The 15,916-nt window shown below is 67.7% G+C and carries 13 protein-coding genes; 9 read left to right on the top strand and 4 right to left on the bottom strand.

All coding sequences use genetic code 11. The features are described 5' to 3' along the window. Positions 1 to 25: 25 nt before the first annotated feature. From icmF to H0264_RS07400, 3 genes are all read left to right on the top strand, one after another. Positions 26 to 3,310: a fused isobutyryl-CoA mutase/GTPase IcmF gene (gene icmF / locus H0264_RS07410; protein ID WP_181585347.1), complete on the top strand. Its 3,285-nt coding sequence runs from the start codon at positions 26 to 28 to the stop codon at positions 3,308 to 3,310. Positions 3,311 to 3,449: 139 nt separating this feature from the next. Continuing rightward, a complete protein-coding gene (locus tag H0264_RS07405) occupies positions 3,450 to 4,508 on the top strand; it encodes an amidohydrolase family protein (protein WP_231084224.1) in 1,059 nt (352 codons plus the stop codon). A gap of 94 nt (positions 4,509 to 4,602) precedes the next feature. Continuing rightward, complete coding sequence (locus H0264_RS07400) at positions 4,603 to 5,589, top strand: methyltransferase (protein WP_181583279.1); 987 nt, start codon at positions 4,603 to 4,605, stop codon at positions 5,587 to 5,589. 6 nt (positions 5,590 to 5,595) lie between these two features. Here H0264_RS07400 and H0264_RS07395 read toward each other — a convergent pair whose 3' ends face one another. After that, complete coding sequence (locus H0264_RS07395) at positions 5,596 to 6,249, bottom strand: TetR/AcrR family transcriptional regulator (protein ID WP_181583278.1); 654 nt, start codon at positions 6,247 to 6,249, stop codon at positions 5,596 to 5,598. Positions 6,250 to 6,353: 104 nt separating this feature from the next. Between H0264_RS07395 and H0264_RS07390 the strand changes: the two genes are divergently transcribed. From H0264_RS07390 to H0264_RS07375, 4 genes are read left to right on the top strand one after another with little or no spacing between them, the layout of a single operon-like run. Further along, a complete protein-coding gene (locus tag H0264_RS07390) occupies positions 6,354 to 7,187 on the top strand; it encodes an SDR family NAD(P)-dependent oxidoreductase (RefSeq protein WP_181583277.1) in 834 nt (277 codons plus the stop codon). A gap of 27 nt (positions 7,188 to 7,214) precedes the next feature. Beyond that, positions 7,215 to 8,138: a ferritin-like domain-containing protein gene (locus H0264_RS07385; protein WP_181583276.1), complete on the top strand. Its 924-nt coding sequence runs from the start codon at positions 7,215 to 7,217 to the stop codon at positions 8,136 to 8,138. Continuing rightward, complete coding sequence (locus H0264_RS07380) at positions 8,135 to 8,761, top strand: NAD(P)/FAD-dependent oxidoreductase (protein WP_181583275.1); 627 nt, start codon at positions 8,135 to 8,137, stop codon at positions 8,759 to 8,761. The genes H0264_RS07385 and H0264_RS07380 overlap by 4 nt, the downstream gene beginning before the upstream one ends. After that, positions 8,758 to 10,293 carry a flavin-containing monooxygenase gene (locus tag H0264_RS07375; RefSeq protein WP_181583274.1) on the top strand — a complete coding sequence of 512 codons (1,536 nt, stop codon included), beginning with the start codon at positions 8,758 to 8,760 and terminating at the stop codon, positions 10,291 to 10,293. Before H0264_RS07380 ends, H0264_RS07375 begins: the two co-directional genes overlap by 4 nt. A 5-nt stretch (positions 10,294 to 10,298) precedes the next feature. On the opposite strand, the gene H0264_RS07370 is transcribed toward H0264_RS07375, so the two are convergent. Together H0264_RS07370 and H0264_RS07365 are read right to left on the bottom strand one after the other, a co-directional pair. Then, positions 10,299 to 11,060 (bottom strand): SWIM zinc finger family protein, encoded by a 762-nt coding sequence (locus H0264_RS07370; protein ID WP_181583273.1) that lies wholly within the window; start codon positions 11,058 to 11,060, stop codon positions 10,299 to 10,301. Beyond that, positions 11,057 to 13,888 (bottom strand): DEAD/DEAH box helicase, encoded by a 2,832-nt coding sequence (locus H0264_RS07365; RefSeq protein ID WP_181583272.1) that lies wholly within the window; start codon positions 13,886 to 13,888, stop codon positions 11,057 to 11,059. The genes H0264_RS07370 and H0264_RS07365 overlap by 4 nt, the downstream gene beginning before the upstream one ends. Before the next feature lie 298 nt (positions 13,889 to 14,186). Between H0264_RS07365 and H0264_RS07360 the strand changes: the two genes are divergently transcribed. Beyond that, a complete protein-coding gene (locus H0264_RS07360; RefSeq protein ID WP_181583271.1) occupies positions 14,187 to 14,549 on the top strand; it encodes a hypothetical protein in 363 nt (120 codons plus the stop codon). Positions 14,550 to 14,640: 91 nt separating this feature from the next. Further along, the gene (locus H0264_RS07355; RefSeq protein WP_181583270.1) at positions 14,641 to 15,327 is read left to right on the top strand and encodes an HNH endonuclease family protein; all 687 of its coding nucleotides are present in this window, start codon (positions 14,641 to 14,643) and stop codon (positions 15,325 to 15,327) included. Here the strand turns inward: H0264_RS07355 and H0264_RS07350 are convergent. Continuing rightward, positions 15,298 to 15,834, bottom strand: coding sequence for a TetR/AcrR family transcriptional regulator (locus H0264_RS07350; protein WP_231084219.1), 537 nt, complete (start codon positions 15,832 to 15,834; stop codon positions 15,298 to 15,300). The two genes, H0264_RS07355 and H0264_RS07350, sit on opposite strands and share 30 nt — an antisense overlap. Between the last annotated feature and the right edge of the window lie 82 nt (positions 15,835 to 15,916).

Raw genomic sequence — 15,916 nt, 5'->3', positions numbered from 1 at the left:
CGGAATCTTCCCTGCGGAGGAAGTTATGGCCGACCTGCATGTTCCGGGCCATCCGGTGCGATTCGTGACCGCTGCGGCGCTGTTCGACGGGCACGATGCGGCGATCAACATCATGCGGCGGATCTTGCAGTCGCAGGGAGCCGAGGTGATTCATCTCGGGCACAACCGGGCGGTGAGTGAAGTCGTGGACGCGGCTGTCACCGAGGATGTGCAGGGGGTGGCGGTCAGTTCGTATCAGGGCGGGCATATCGAGTACTTCGAGTACCTGGCCAAGGCGCTGCGGGAGGCCGGGGCGGGGCACGTGAAGATTTTCGGCGGGGGTGGCGGGGTCATCATCGCGGAGGAGATCGCACGGCTGGCGGAGTCGGGAGTGACGATCTTTTCGCCGGAGGACGGGCAGCGGCTCGGGTTGCCGGGGATGATCAATCAGCTCATCGCGGAGTGCGATGTGGATCTGTCGGGGACGCCCGCTTCGGTCGACGCCGTATTGAGCGGGGATCGGGCTGCGCTGGCGCGGACGCTGACCTGCCTTCAGCAGGACACGGTTTCGGCGGAGGACCGGGCCGCGTTCGAGGCGGCCGCGGCGGGGCGGCGGGTTCCGGTGCTCGGTATCACGGGCACCGGTGGGTCCGGAAAGTCCTCGCTCACAGATGAACTCGTGCGTCGGCTGCGCACCGATCAGCAGGACAAGCTGCGGGTGGCGGTGCTGGCGGTGGATCCGACGCGGCGACGTGGCGGTGGCGCGCTGCTGGGTGACCGGATTCGGATGAACTCCCTCGACGGGGATCGGGTGTTCTTCCGGTCGCTGGCCACCCGGGGTGAGCGGGAGGTGCCGCGCAATATCGATGCCATGGTGATCGCCTGCAAGGCAGCGGGATACGACCTGGTCGTTCTGGAGACGCCGGGCATCGGGCAGGGGGACGCTGCGGTCACCGAGCATGTGGACGTGGCCATGTATGTCATGACGCCGGAATTCGGCGCGGCTTCTCAGCTGGAGAAGATCGACATGCTGGATTACGCGGATGTGGTGGCCATCAACAAGTTCGAGCGGCGCGGGGCGGAGGACGCGCTGCGGGACGTGTCGCGGCAGCTGGTGCGGAATCGGGAGGAGTTCCATGCCGCGCCGGAGGATATGCCGGTATTCGGCACCAGCGCGGCGACTTTCAACGATGACGGGGTCACGGCGCTGTACCAACATCTGAGCGAGCTGCTGGCCGGGCACGGGCTGCCGGTGGAGCCGGGGGTGCTGCCGAAAGTGGAGACGCGGGCCTCGACACGGTTCGCGCAGATCATTCCGCCCGCGCGGGTGCGGTATCTGGCGGAGATCGCGGAGGCGGTGCGGGGGTATCACGCGGAGACCGGACGACAGATCGCGGCGGCGCAGCGGGTGCAGCGGTTGGAGCAGGTGCATGCTGAACTGGTGGATCCCGGCCAAAAGCATGCCGGGATGACGGGGGCGACGGGCACTGCGGGGGCGACGGGCGCTGGGGGGACTGCGGGCGCTGCGGCGGTGGCGGAATTGCTCGCCGGGGCTCGGACGGAATTGTCGCCGGAAAATGCTGCCCTGCTGCGGGAATGGCCTGCGGTGGCCGCGTCGTATCAGGGTGATGAGCAGGTGGTGAAGGTTCGGGACCGGGAGCTGCGGACGACGCTGCGCCGGGAAACCTTGTCCGGCAGTTCGATTCCCCGCGTGGCGCTCCCCCGCTACACCGATCACGGTGAGCTGCTGCGATTCCTGCGGTCGGAGAACCTGCCGGGACGATTCCCGTACACGGCGGGAGTGTTCGCCTTCAAGCGCGACAACGAGGACCCGGCGCGCATGTTCGCCGGTGAAGGTGACGCCTTCCGCACGAACCGCCGATTCAAGGTGCTGTCGGAACACTCTGATGCCAAACGACTTTCGACGGCGTTCGATTCGGTGACGCTGTACGGGCACGATCCGGCGGAGCGCCCTGACATCTACGGCAAGGTCGGCACGTCCGGCGTTTCCATTGCCACGCTGGACGATATGAAGGCGCTCTACGACGGGTTCGACCTGGATGCGCCCAGCACCTCGGTGTCGATGACCATCAACGGTCCCGCGCCGACGATTCTCGCCTACTACCTCAATGCCGCCATCGATCAAGCGCTGGAACAGTTCTCGCAAACCGAGGGCCGGGAACCGTCGGCCGAAGAGGCGGCGCAGCTGCGGGCGCGGACCCTCGCCACCGTGCGCGGCACCGTGCAGGCCGACATTCTCAAGGAGGATCAGGGCCAGAACACCTGCATCTTCTCCACCGAATTCAGCCTGCGCATGATGGCCGATATCCAGGAGTGGTTCGTACGCAACAGCGTTCGCAATTTCTACTCGGTCTCCATCTCCGGCTATCACATTGCCGAGGCCGGCGCGAACCCCATCAGCCAGCTGGCCTTCACCCTCGCCAACGGATTCACCTATGTCGAGGCGTATTTGGCGCGCGGCATGCACATCGACGATTTCGCGCCCAATCTCTCCTTCTTCTTCTCCAATGGCATGGATGCCGAGTATTCGGTGATCGGGCGGGTGGCGCGGCGCATCTGGGCGATTGCCATGCGGGACAAGTACGGCGCGAACGACCGGTCGCAGAAGCTCAAGTACCACATTCAGACCTCCGGCCGGTCGCTGCACGCACAGGAGATGAGCTTCAACGACATTCGCACCACGCTGCAGGCGCTCATCGCCGTCTACGACAATTGCAACAGCCTGCACACCAATGCCTATGACGAGGCCGTCACCACGCCCACCGAGGAATCGGTGCGCCGCGCGCTGGCCATTCAGCTGATCATCAATCGCGAGTGGGGTCTCGCCATGAACGAGAACCCGCTACAGGGCAGCTTCATCATCGACGAGCTCACCGATCTGGTGGAGGAGGCCGTCCTGCGCGAATTCGAGCGGATCAGTGAGCGCGGCGGCGTGCTCGGGGCCATGGAGACCGGCTATCAGCGCGGCCGCATCCAGGACGAATCGATGCTGTACGAGCGGCGCAAACACGATGGGAGCCTGCCGATCATCGGCGTGAACACCTTCCGCAGCCCGCACGAGGAGGAACATCGGGTGCTGGAGCTGGCGCGCGGCACCGAGGACGAGAAGCAGTCGCAGCTGCACCGGGTGCGGGAGTTCACGCAGCGGCATCGGGATGAAGCGCCGGTCGCGCTGGCCCGGCTGGCCGAGGCGGCCGCCACCGATGCCAATGTGTTCGAGGTGCTCATGGATGCCGCACGGGTGTGCACGCTGCAGCAGATCACCGACACTTTCTTCACGGTGGGCGGGCAGTATCGCCGCAATGTGTGAACAACCCGAACTCTCCGGGGGCTCTCAGGGGCTTGGCCCCCGAACCCCCCGTCCCGATTCGGATGCGTGAGGCGGGCCTGCGTGGAAAAATTCAGGCGAAGCCGACCCGGACGGAAGGGACATCATGGACCTTGCGGGAATGACAGTCGTCGATGCGCACATCCACCAGTGGGATCCGCTCACCACGCCTCGCGAATTCAGTGGTCTCGCAAAGTTGTTCAAGTACGTGCCGGTGCCGATCGATGTGGCCAAGCGGCTCGCCCCGCGCAAGGATCGTGAGTTCGTCGGCGATCCCGCCCCGTTCGTGAAGCCGTACCTGCCCGCCGACTATCGCGCGGACGCGGGCGAGGTGCCGGTCGAGGCGATCGTGCACATCGAGGTGGAGTGGTCGGGGCGGCAGCTGCACGCCCAGGCCAATGAGACGCGCTGGGTGGAGAGCCTGCCGTTCGGGGTGGACACGCCCGCGCTGGGAGCGATTGTGGGCGCGGCCGATCCGGCAGCTCCGGGGTTCGCCGATCTGCTCGACGCGCACCTGTCGGCCTCCCGGAGGTTCCGGGGCATTCGCACGCGGGTGGAGCACCACCCCGATTCCGGGATCCGGCAGCACAGTGCACCAGGGGCGCTCACCTCGCACAAGTTCCTGGATGGATTCGCGGCGCTGGTGGAACGCAAGCTCACCTTCGACGCCTGGGTGTACTCGCAGCAGCTGCCCGATGTGACGGCCCTGGCCACGCGCTACCCGGACGCCACCATCGTGCTGAACCATCTCGCCACGCCCGCAGGCATTTTCGGCCCGGTCGGCAAGCACACCGGCAGCAATCCGAGCCTGCGGCGGGAGCTTTTCCTGCGCTGGCGCGACGACATCAGCGCGCTGGCCGCCAATCCGAACGCGGTGGCCAAGGTGAGCGGGCTGATGATGCCGATCCTCGGGCATCCGGTGCCGCCGCGCGGCATGCCGACCCCGGTGCCGGAACTGCTGGACCGGATTTCGCCGATGCTGCATCACGCGCTGGACGCCTTCGGGGCGGACCGGTTGATCTGGGGTTCGAATTTCCCGGTGGACAAGCCGATCACCAGCCTGCCGAACGCGGCCATGGCGGTGGCGACCGCGCTCACCGACCACGGGGCCGATGCGGCGGCGCTCGATCAGGTGTTCCGGCTGACCGCCCAGCGGGTGTACGGCGTGGACGACTTCTGAACCTGCGGAAGGTCTTGCGGACCGCACGGTTCGCGCAGGTCATCGCGTCGCGCCTCCCGTTCCCGGGGGTGCGCGGTCGCTAGGGTGATGCGCCATGGACCGCCTCCTCGGGATCGGCTTGGGTTTCTGGGAATCCCGGACGCTGCTCAGCGCCGTCGAGCTCGGGGTGTTCACCGTCCTGGGCGAGCGGCAGCTGACGGCCGAGGAACTGCGGGAGGAACTGGGCCTGCACCCGCGGGCGGCGCGGGACTTCTTCGACGCGCTGGTGGCCATGGAGGTACTGCGACGCGAGGACGGCCGCTACGCCAATGCCGCCGACACCGCCCAATACCTGGACCGCAATCGCGGCGAATACATCGGCGGATTCCTGGAAATGGCGGCCACCCGGCTGTACGGATTCTGGGCCGGGCTCACCGAGGGACTGCGCACCGGGTTGCCGCAGAACGAGGCCAAGGCGGGCGGTGACTTCTTCGCCACGCTCTACCGGGATCAGGATCGGCTGCGTGCTTTCCAGCGCGCCATGACCGGTCTGTCGCTGCCCAGCGCGCACGCCATCGCGCAGGAATTCCCCTGGCAGCGCTGGCTCACCGTGGCCGATATCGGCACCGCGCAGGGCGCACTGCTGCGCACTGTCCTCGACAGTCATCCGCACCTGCAGGGCATCGGTTTCGACCTGCCGGTATGCGAACCGATATTCACCGAATACGTTGCACCGCTGGGCAAACGGGCCTGTTTCCAGCCCGGCGACTTCTTCACCGACCCGCTGCCCACCGCCGAAGTGCTGGTCTTCGGCCACATCCTGCACGACTGGGATCTGGGCACCAAGCGCATGCTGCTGACCAAGGCGCACAAGGCCCTGCCCGACGGCGGCGCCATCCTGGTCTACGAAACCCTCATCGACGATGACCGCCGCACCAACCTGGCCGGCCTGCTCATGAGCCTGAACATGCTCATCGAGACCCCCGCGGGCTTCGACTACACCGCCGCCGACCTGCGAGAGTGGCTGTCCGAGACCGGTTTCCGCGACCCGCAGACCGTTCGGCTCGCCGGCCCCGAATCCATGGTGTGGGCGGTGAAATAGCCCTCGTCATTCCGGCAGGGCCAGATAGCGCGCGCCGAGCAGGTCGGCGGTGGCGTTCACGTGGTCGATGATGCGCGACGTGTCGGCTTCGATCGCGCCCATCCGCCAGGCGGTCAGCAGTTCCACGAAACCGCCTATGCCCATGAGAACACCCATGCGCAGGTCGGATTCGTCGACGCCGGGGCGCAGGTAGGGGCGGGCGGTGGCGATGAGCAGGTCGGTGGCCTCGGTGAGCATGGCTTTGCGGCGCTCCTCCAGAATCCGGCTGCCGGCGTGATTGCCGAAGAGGATGCGGGCCGGACCGGCGGTCTGCAGGTCGACCGCGCGGGCCACGGCCAGGTGCAGGATGTCCAGGGCCGCCAGTTCGACGTGTTCGGCCACCAGCGCGGACAATTCGCCGAAGACCTCGAAGCAGACCTCGTCCCACACCACGGCCAGCAGTTCGTCGCGGTCGGCGAAGTGCTCGTAGAAGTAGCGGTCATTGAGCCCGGCGCGGGTGCACACGCCGCGCATGGTGACTGCGGCCCAGCCGTTTTCGAGCCAAATGGTCAGGGCGGCCTCGATCAGGCGGGTGCGGCGTTCGGCGCGGCGCTGCTCCTGCGTCCGGCCACCCCAGGTGCCGCCGCGCTTGTTCGGACTCGCTGGTGCACGCACGTCCATGGTTGACAAATTACCGCACCACGCGCCTAATTGGTGGCAGGCGCGGCCAATGGTGGCAGATGCCACCAGTTGACTGCCCGGATGGCACCACTCCGGGAGTTCCCATGCGACTCAACCCTTTCGGCACTCGGCGCACACAGCAGGCGGACGCCGTGGTCACCGGCGCGGGCAGCGGCATCGGCCGCGCCTTCGCCCTCGAACTCGGACGCCGCGGCGGGCGGGTGATCTGCTCCGACATCGACGGCGAACGCGCCCGTGAGACAGTCGAATTGGTGAGCATCGCGGGCGGCAAGGCGTTCGAGACCGTCTGCGATGTCAGCCGCGTGAATGACGTTGCCGCGCTGGCAGATACCGCCGAACAGTGGTTCGGCAAGACCGCCGACATCGTGATCAACAATGCCGGCATCGGCCGCGGCGGCCTGGTGATCGGCGATGCACCGCTGAGCGAATGGCATCAGGTGCTCGACGTGAACCTGTGGGGCGTCGTGCACGGCTGCCACGTCTTCGCGCCGCGCATGCGCGCCGCCGGAAGCGGGAACATCGTGAATGTCGCCTCCGCGGCGGCTTTCGGCGCCGCACCGCGCATGGCCGCCTACAACGTCAGCAAGGCGGGCGTGCTCGCGCTGTCGGAAACCCTGGCCGCCGAACTCGCCGGAACCGGGGTCGGCGTCACCGTGCTGTGCCCGACCGCGGTGAAAACCAACATCATGGAAGGCGTTTCGATCGGCGACGAGTCCATGGAGCGCTGGGGCGACCGCCTGCTGCGCTGGACCGGCCGCCCGCCCGCCTCGATTGCCCGCGCCACCCTCGACGCCGTCGATCGCGGCCAGCTGTATGTGGTGCCGCAGGTCGAAGCCAAAGTCATCTGGCAGTCCAAGCGGCTGCTCCCCGAGCCCTACACCCGCGCCGCCGGACTGCTGGAGCGGCTGGTGCGGTAACCCCCTGTACACCAAGGAGTTTGAACAATGGCGTTCGCATATTCCGACATGCTCACCGTGATCAAGGATCGACAGTGGGCACTGGCCGACATCGACTGGGACGCACCCGGCGCCGAGCGGATCACCGAGGCACAGCGGCCGAAACTCGCGGCCTTCATGGCGGATCTGGTGTGGATCGAACACGTCGGCGCGCGCGGCTTCGCGGCCCTGAAGAACAAGGCGCCCGACGGGCCGCTCAAGGAGATCTACCGGTACTTCCACGCCGAGGAGCAGAAGCACGCCAATGCCGAACTGGCGCTCATGCGGCGCTGGGGCATGCTCGACGGTGACGCCATGCCGGTGCCCAACAAGAACATTCGGCTCGTCATCGAATGGCTGGACCGCAATGCCGACAACCTGACGCTGCCGGTGCTGGGGACGGTCATTCCCTCGCTGGAATGCGCGCTGGACGGGGCGCTGGTGAAGTTCCTGCTGGACGAGGTGCGGGATCCGTTGTGCCACGAGGTGTTCCGCAATATCAACAGCGACGAGTCCCGGCATCTCGCGGTGGGATTCCAGGTGCTGGAACAGCTCGGTGCGGGACCGGCACGCCGGATCGCCATCGAGACAGCGGGATTCGCGCTGCGACCCAGCCTGCTGCTGGGGGCACTGCTGTACACGCCGCTGCTGTCGCGCATGTCGGCCAACATCATGGCCATGGGGCTGGACGAGGAGAAGCTCTGGAATGCGGTGCGGCGCTACGAGAAAGCGGGCGAGCGGGCTCCGGAGATCAAACGGCTGCCGCTGTTCCACGTCGTGCGATTGCACGGGCGCGCCACCATCAACCGGCTGCAGCCGCTGCGGACGGTCAACGAGACGCTGAGCCGGGCCATCGATCTGTTCCCGGTGCGGGTGCTGGGCAAGCCGCCGTCGTGGTCGAAGGAACTGACCTATGAGCCGGTGGCCCGGTGAGCGCCCCGATTCGCCGGGGCGGCAACGGCAGAACGCGCGACGAATACCGGGGTCCGCAGATTCACTGTGCGCGCTGGCGGAATCAGTGCGTGCTCGGTGACCTGCACGCGGCCGTGGTCGGGGACGGGGCGGCGGTGGCGCGGGTGCTGCCCGCGGTGACCGCGCGGGCGCGGAAAGTGACCGTTTTCCAACAGGATCCGATCTGGGTGCTGCCGGTGCCGCCGATTCCGGGCGTACGCGGACTGCTGGATCTGCTGCCGCCGGACCTGCTCGGCCCGCTACCCGTCGGCACCGCCCGGCCGCTGCCGGGCGATCCGGTTCCGGCCGCCCCCGAACACCCGCCGGGCGTCGCGGCGCTGCAATGGCTCGCCGGAGCGGTGCTGCGCCGCGCCGCCGCGGCGAATCTACGCCTACAGGTGCGTGATTCGTGGCATCGGCGGCAATTGACGCCCGATACGGCGGCGAGCCTGCGACTGCACAACCACTACTACGAAGCCCTGCGGGCCCCGAACTGCCGGCTGGTGACCTGGCCGATCGCACGCCTCGCACCGCTCGGTATCCGTACCGTGGACGGTGTCGAGCATCGGGTGGACTGCATCATCTATGCGGAGGACACGCCATGAGGAACACCGTGGTCGATCATGAGATCGTGATCGTCGGAGCCGGATTCTCCGGGATCGGATTCGCGATCGCCCTGCGCAAGGCGGGATTCGACGACTTCATCATGGTCGACGAGGCCGACGGGGTCGGCGGAACCTGGCATTGGAACACCTATCCCGGTATCGCCGTGGATATTCCGTCGTTCAGCTATCAGTACTCGTTCGAGAAGCAGCGCAACTGGTCGCGGGTGTACGCGCCCGGCCGGGAGTTGAAGGCGTATGCCGAGCATTGCGTGCAGAAGTACGGGCTGCGCCCGCGAATCCGGTTCGGCACCACCATCACCCGAGCCGACTTCGACGACGAGCTGCATCTGTGGCGGCTGGGCACCGACACCGGAGACGAGTTCACGGCGCGATTCCTGATCGGCGCGACGGGCGTGCTCACCCGGCCGAAGCTGCCGGAAATCCCCGGGGCCGAACGGTTCACAGGAACGGTCGTGCACACCGCGCGGTGGGATCACACGCTGGATCTGCGCGGCAAGCGGGTCGGAATCATCGGCACGGGTGCTTCGGCGGTGCAGGTGGTGCCGGAGATCGCGGCCGAGGTGGCGGAGCTGGTGGTGTTCCAGCGGACGCCGATCTGGTGTCTGCCCCGGCCGGACGCGCCACTGCCGCAGGCGGTTCGGACGCTCATGCGGCTGCCGGGCGGGCAGCAGCTCACCCGGCTGGTGAGCCAGGCGTTCGTCGAGCTCACCTTCCCGCTCGCGGCGCACTACTACGAGGTGCTGCCCATGGTGAAGCTGGGCGAGCGCTCGGGCCTGGCGCATCTGCGGCAGCAGGTCAGCGATCCCGTGGTGCGGGAGAAACTCACGCCGAAATACGCGCTGGGCTGCAAGCGGCCGTCCTTCTCCAACGACTACCTGAAGACCTTCAATCGCGAGAACGTCCTGCTCGAAACCGAACCGATCCAGGAAATCACGGCCACCGGCCTGCGCACCGCCGCCGGACACCATCAGGTCGACGTACTCATCATGGCGACCGGGTTCAAGGTCATGGAGTCGGGCAATATGCCGACCTTCGACCTGCACGGCAGCGGCGGAATCCGGCTGGAGGACTGGTGGGACACCCATCGCCTGCAAGCCTACGAGGGGGTGAGCGTGCCGGGCTTCCCGAACTTCTTCACCATCATCGGGCCGTACGGCTACAACGGGGCCTCCTACTTCACCCTCATCGAGATGCAGACCACCCACATTCTGAGGCTGTTGCGGCAGGCGAGAAAAGGCGGTTCGACCCGGGTCGAGGTCACGCACGAAGCCAACGACCGCTACTTCCAGGAAATGCTGAACCGCCGTGGCACCCAGGTCTTCTGGCAGGACAGCTGCGCCCTGGCCAACAGCTACTACTTCGACAAGAACGGCGACGTACCGCTCAAACCCATGAGCACGGCCGAAGCGGCATGGCGGGCAGCGCATTTCGACATGCGGGACTACCGCTTCGGCAGCGTCGGCAAAACCGCCGGGGCGCGGCGCGCGGCGGCCCGCGCCACCACGCACTGAGCGGCTCAGTCGTCCAGCGCGGCGTACAGGTCGCGCAGGTGGCGCAGTCCGGCTTGGGCGGTGGTCTCGTCCTCGGCGGTCATGCGTAGCGCCTGACGGAGCAGGGTGGCGTCGAGATCCTCTGGGGCCGGACGGAATTCGGGCTTGGGGAGGGCGGGGAGGTCGGCGTCCTCGCCGTACAGGTCCTCGGTCTCGAGGGTGGCGATCTCCTGCTGCACGCTGCCGATGAGAGCGTCGAGCTGGATGCCGCGCAGGATCAGCAGGTCGCCGGGACGTTCGTCGAAGCGTTCGGCCAGGACGTAGCAGATGGCGGCCACATGCTTGCAGGGCCAGCCGGAATCCGGGCAGCTGCAGGAGAAGTCGAGTTCCGAGGCGGTGGTGGGCAGGAGCAGGGGGCCCAGTTCCTGCGGCAGCGCGCCGGAGGCCATGCGTCCGAGCATGCCGGGGGTGGCGCGGACCAGGTCCACCAGTTCGGTGAGGCGATCGTCGCGGAGCTGACGCATGGTGAGGACGGCGATGAACGGGCGAGGCTGGCTGCCTTGGACCTCGGCGTGCACGGCGCCGGCCTCCAGACGGTAGCTGACCACCTGGCCGGAGCGGGCGTAGGTGCGGCCCCGGGTGAGTCGGCCCGCATCGGCGACCTGCTCTATGGCCGCCAGAAATGCGCGGCCCCACCAGGTTCGGGCGAAGGCGGCACCGCGCTTGCTGCGGGCGGGGACGCCGCCGCGCACCGGGCGGCGGGGGCCGAATTCCCTGAAGTCGGTCATTCGCCGACCGCCTCGGAACCCAGCGCGAACAGTTCGCGCAGTTCGTCATTGCTCATTTCGGTGATCCACTTCTCGCCCACCCCGACGGTGAGGTCGGCGAGTTTGCTCTTGCCCCTCAGCATGTCGTCCACCCGCTCCTCGATGGTGTCGACGCAGACCAGTTTGCGCACCTGCACATCGCGGCGCTGGCCGATGCGGAAGGCGCGGTCGGTGGCCTGGTTCTCCACCGCCGGATTCCACCAGCGGTCCAGGTGCACCACATGATTGGCGGCGGTCAGGTTCAGGCCCGTGCCGCCGGCCTTGAGCGACAGCAGCATGAGCGGCGGGCCGTCCTCCTCTTGGAAGCCGGTGACCATGGCGTCGCGGCGCTGCTTACTGACGCCGCCGTGCAGGAACGGGGTTTCCACGCCGAAGCGCTCCGTCAGATACGGGGCGAGCAGCTCACCGAATTCGCGGAACTGGGTGAACAGCAGCGCGCGCTCGCCGTCGGCGATCACCGATTCCAGAATGTCCTCGACCAGGCCGAGCTTGCCGGAGCGGTGGTGGCCGCGGCGCAGCAGGGCCGAACCGTCGCCCAGGAAGTGGGCGGGGTGATTGCACACCTGCTTGAGGCGGGTGAGCGCGGCCAGCACCGCGCCCTTGCGCTCCATGCCCTCGGCGGACTTCAGCTTGTCGGTCATATCGTCGAGAACGGCCTGATACAGCGCGGCCTGCTCGACGGTGAGGTTGGCGCGCACCGTCATCTCGATCTTCTCCGGGAGGTCGGAGATGACCTTCGGATCGGTCTTGACGCGGCGCAGCACGAACGGAGACGTGATGGCCCGCAGGCGGGTGACGGCATTCTCGTCGTGCTCGCGCTCGATCGGCACGGCGAAGCGGGCGTGGAACTCCGAAGCCTTGCCCAGCAGCGCGGGATTGGCGAAATCCAGGATCGAACGCAGCTCCTCCAGGCGATTCTCCACCGGAGTTCCGGTGAGCGCCAAGCGATGTCGCGCCTGCACCAGCCGGGCCGCCCGCGCCTGCCGGGTGCCCGCGTTCTTGATGTGCTGCGCCTCGTCCAGCACCACCCGCTGCCAGGGCTGGCGCTTCAGCTCCTCCACATCCCGCGCCAGGAGTGCGTACGTGGTCACCACCAGATCCGAATCCGCCACCGCCGCATCGAATTCCGCACCTGACCGACGCGCGGCCCCGTGATGCACCAGCACCCGCAGATCCGGTGCGAACCGCTCCGCCTCCCGCTGCCAGTTGCCGACCACCGACATGGGGCACACCAGCAGAGTGGGGCCGACTCGATCGGACTGGTCGATATCGGTTGCACCGGCGAAGATTTCACGTTCGTGGACGAGCAGGGCCAGCACCTGCACGGTCTTGCCCAGGCCCATGTCGTCGGCGAGGATCGCGCCGCAACCGAGGCGACTCATGGTAGCCAGCCAGCTCAGGCCGCGCTGCTGGTAGGGGCGCAGCTCCGCCTTCAGGCCGATCGGGGTGGGGACCGGTTCCGCGTCGCGCTCACCGGCGAAAAGCTGTGCGGCCCAACCGGTCGCGCTCACCTCGTCCAGCGGTACGCCGATCACCGGGCTCGCCGCGAGTTCGGCGAAGAGGCCGCCGATGGTGGTCTCGGTATTGTCGGTGCGGCCCGACACGTAGTCGGCGGCGGCCGCCAGCATGCGGTGATCGGCCTGCACCCATTCGCCGCGCAACTGCACCAGATCCGACTTCGACTGCACCAGGCGCGACATCTCGGCGGGCGTGAGCACCACATCGCCGAGCGCCAGCTCCCAGCGGAACGAGACCAGGCCCTTCAATCCCACCGCGGTCTCGGTGGCGGCGGGACTCTGCACCTTCAGCTTCATGGTCGGCGCGGCGATCCGCCAGGCGCGCGGCAGCAGCAGCTTCACGCCCACCGACTGCAGGGCCTGCGCGCCGTGCGCGACCAGGTCCATGACCACCTCGGTGGGCAGGAACAGGTCCATGCTGCGGGTGTCCCCGGGCAGGTCGCGCAGGCGCGGATAGGCGTCGGTGGCCGCGATCAGTTTGTCGCCGGCGATACGCAGCAGATTCGGGTCGCCCGGGAGCAGCAGGGGCTGCGGCGCTTCGCCGTCGACCCGCATGCAGACCTCGAGCCGCCACAGGGCGGCCTCACCCAGATCGTCGGCTTCCGGTTCGAGCAGTCGCAGCACCAGTTCGGGCTCGTCGGCGAGGATGCTGGTGCGCCAGTCCTCCAGGACCGCCGCCACCCGATGCGAACCGGTTTCCAGGGGCTGATCCCCGACCAGCGCGCGCAGCAGGGGATGCGGGCCGCTCTCGCCGGGTCGGCGCGAAATCTGCAGTCGTGCAATGGGATCCGCGAGCTCACCGGTGAGGTGCTCCAGCACCTCCGCCGGCCGTCCGGCCACCCGCAGAGCCGCGGGCATGGCCACGGTGAGCTCGGCCAGCCAGGCGCGCTGTTTCTGGCCGCCGAGCAGCCGCCAGCGCACCCACCATTCCCCATCGTCGCGACGCACTTCCGGCACGATCCGACCGGCGCGCACCCAGCGTTCCAGACCGCGCGCCACGTGCGCGAGATAGCGCAGGTCCCCGGCCACCGCATGCCGTGGCAGCTCCTGCAGCAACACGCCCGCCGCCGCCTCCGGAGCCAGAGCATGCGCCCTCACCTGCGTTTTCTCCACCCCGTACGGCCCGGCCACCAGGACCTCGGCCTTGTGCCGGAACCGCGCCGCACGCACGATCGACCCCAGGGGTTCGGGCAGCTCCGCGGCGGTCACGTCATCGGCCGGGTCGTGCCACAGCATCAACCCAGCACCCGGCGACCACAGCCCATGCAGCATCCGCCCATCCAATCAGCCGCCACCGACAGGTATCGACCCGGACTCTTCGCGGGTTCTCAGGGGCTTCGCCCCCGAAACCCCCGCCTCTCCGGGAGTCCCTCGGCAAATCTGGCGAATCACGTCCCCCACCAAGTCTTTATTTCTGGACGATTACGGCACATACTGGAATAACCGCAGGTCACCGCATACGGCGGGGTCGGCTGCGCCTGATGGGCAGTCGAAGCGGGGCGCACCCTGACAATCCACCACGACTCAATCCGGAGCCGTGGCACTTTCGATACCGAGGGAGGCCGTGAAGATGACGATTCTGCTCCAAGTGCTCGAGCAGTCCTTCACGCCGACAACGCCGTGGGAACGACGAAAGTTCACCTTCGTCGACACGACCAAAATCGTGGGGATGCGCCTGGACGGCCAGTCCGGAGTGTGGCTGGATCTTTCCCGGCCGGGCGAATCCCAGCGCCTCGCGCGCACCGCCGACCCACGCGATGCCATCAATTTCCTGCTCACCACCTTCGCCAAGATCGCCGAATGTGAAGAGCGCGGCGGCTCCTGGCTGATCGGCCACGATGGATTGCGCATCGAATCCATTGCGGCAACGCGATTCCCGCCGCAACTGTCCGAAACCGCGGCGGACGATCTACTGGCCCACGCCTGGCTGTAACGCGACACTCCGGGGGTGCGAGTTCCCCGGAAATCGCGGTATCCCCCGGTGCGCACGGTAGACGTGAAATGTGCGGCACATATTGCACTGCATGGCGCTGACGCTGGGAGCGGTGCTCGTCCTCCTGATGTCAGGGTGCGAAACCTTGGGCGAGCAGACAACTCCGGCACCGGGCAGTCCGAGCCGTGCGCACCTGGAGGAGCTACTGACGGGCGTGCGGGTGATTGCCGCGCGCCCGCATCCGGGCGGCTACCAGCGCGGGTGCAAATCCGGGCAGGCGTGCGTATTCGGGACCGCATGGACCGACGACTACGACGGGCCGGGCGGCCACGACGGCTGCGACACCCGCAACAATGTGCTGGCCCGGCAGCTTTCCGGCGTGGGCTTCAAGCAGGGCGCCAAGAACTGCGTCGTGCTCTCCGGGACGCTCGACGATCCCTACACCGGCACCCGCACGACCTTTGCGAAGGCCGATGCCGGTCAGGTGCAGATCGATCATGTCTATCCGCTGGCCGCCGCCTGGGACATGGGCGCATCCGAATGGACGCTGGAACGGCGCGTGCAATTCGCCAATGACGTCGATCTCAATCTGCTGGCCGTGAACGGAAAGATCAACCAGGCCAAGGGCGATCAGACGCCCGGTGAATGGCTACCGCCGTCCGCGGCCGGACACTGCTTCTACGCCGGGAAGTACTTGACGGTGGCCCGGCAGTACGGGCTGCCCATCACCGCCGGGGATCGGGCCGCGCTACAGCGGGTGGCCGGCACCTGCCCATAGCGCGCGGAACTGCGCGAATGCCTGTTCCGCCGTGAGGGAGCGGTGCGGGTCGACCACGGCCTCCTGCAGGCCGAAAATGCCCCAGGACAGGAAGGTGACGGTGGCGTCGAGGTCGCTCGGATCCAGGTCCAGGCGCGGCCCGAGATGGTCGGCGAGCAGGTCGGCGTACATCTGCCGGACGGCGCGCAGCACAGTGGCATTGGCGCGCTGACCGATCAGCGGGCGGTAGATCTCCGTGTGCTCCCCGACCAATCGGAACAGAATGGCGACCGGGGCCAGCAGCGGGACCGCACCCCGGTAGCGGGACAGCTCCTCCGAAAGCACCGCGCGCACATGCTCGGTGCAGCTCACCAGCAGCAGATCGTCCTTGTCGCGGTAGTGGGCGTAGAAGGTGGAGCGGCCCACGTCCGCGCGATCGATGATGTCCTGCACGGTGATGCGGTCGTAGTGGCGGTCCTGCATGAGTTCGATCAGCGCACGGTGCAGGGCAGCGCGGGTACGGCGCACCCTACGGTCGGAGGCCCGCCCCGTAACGGGGGCCGGGGGGCCGGGGGCGGAGCCCCTGGGAAAGACACTACTTTCGGGATGG

The organism is Nocardia huaxiensis (genome assembly GCF_013744875.1).
GTDB classification, from domain to species: domain Bacteria; phylum Actinomycetota; class Actinomycetes; order Mycobacteriales; family Mycobacteriaceae; genus Nocardia; species Nocardia huaxiensis.
The sequence above is the reverse complement of the archived record's forward strand: the minus strand, read 5'-3'. Positions and strand labels throughout refer to the sequence as shown.

What these genes read in the sequence shown, in the direction of transcription:
- H0264_RS07395 (WP_181583278.1), bottom strand. Translation starts at nt 6,249, where the DNA reads ATGGACGTGCGTGCACCAGCGAGTCCGAACAAGCGCGGCGGCACCTGG.
- H0264_RS07355 (WP_181583270.1), top strand. Translation starts at nt 14,641, where the DNA reads ATGGCGCTGACGCTGGGAGCGGTGCTCGTCCTCCTGATGTCAGGGTGC.
- H0264_RS07360 (WP_181583271.1), top strand. Translation starts at nt 14,187, where the DNA reads ATGACGATTCTGCTCCAAGTGCTCGAGCAGTCCTTCACGCCGACAACG.
- H0264_RS07400 (WP_181583279.1), top strand. Translation starts at nt 4,603, where the DNA reads ATGGACCGCCTCCTCGGGATCGGCTTGGGTTTCTGGGAATCCCGGACG.
- icmF (WP_181585347.1), top strand. Translation starts at nt 26, where the DNA reads ATGGCCGACCTGCATGTTCCGGGCCATCCGGTGCGATTCGTGACCGCT.
- H0264_RS07365 (WP_181583272.1), bottom strand. Translation starts at nt 13,888, where the DNA reads ATGCTGCATGGGCTGTGGTCGCCGGGTGCTGGGTTGATGCTGTGGCAC.
- H0264_RS07375 (WP_181583274.1), top strand. Translation starts at nt 8,758, where the DNA reads ATGAGGAACACCGTGGTCGATCATGAGATCGTGATCGTCGGAGCCGGA.
- H0264_RS07370 (WP_181583273.1), bottom strand. Translation starts at nt 11,060, where the DNA reads ATGACCGACTTCAGGGAATTCGGCCCCCGCCGCCCGGTGCGCGGCGGC.
- H0264_RS07405 (WP_231084224.1), top strand. Translation starts at nt 3,450, where the DNA reads ATGACAGTCGTCGATGCGCACATCCACCAGTGGGATCCGCTCACCACG.
- H0264_RS07385 (WP_181583276.1), top strand. Translation starts at nt 7,215, where the DNA reads ATGGCGTTCGCATATTCCGACATGCTCACCGTGATCAAGGATCGACAG.
- H0264_RS07390 (WP_181583277.1), top strand. Translation starts at nt 6,354, where the DNA reads ATGCGACTCAACCCTTTCGGCACTCGGCGCACACAGCAGGCGGACGCC.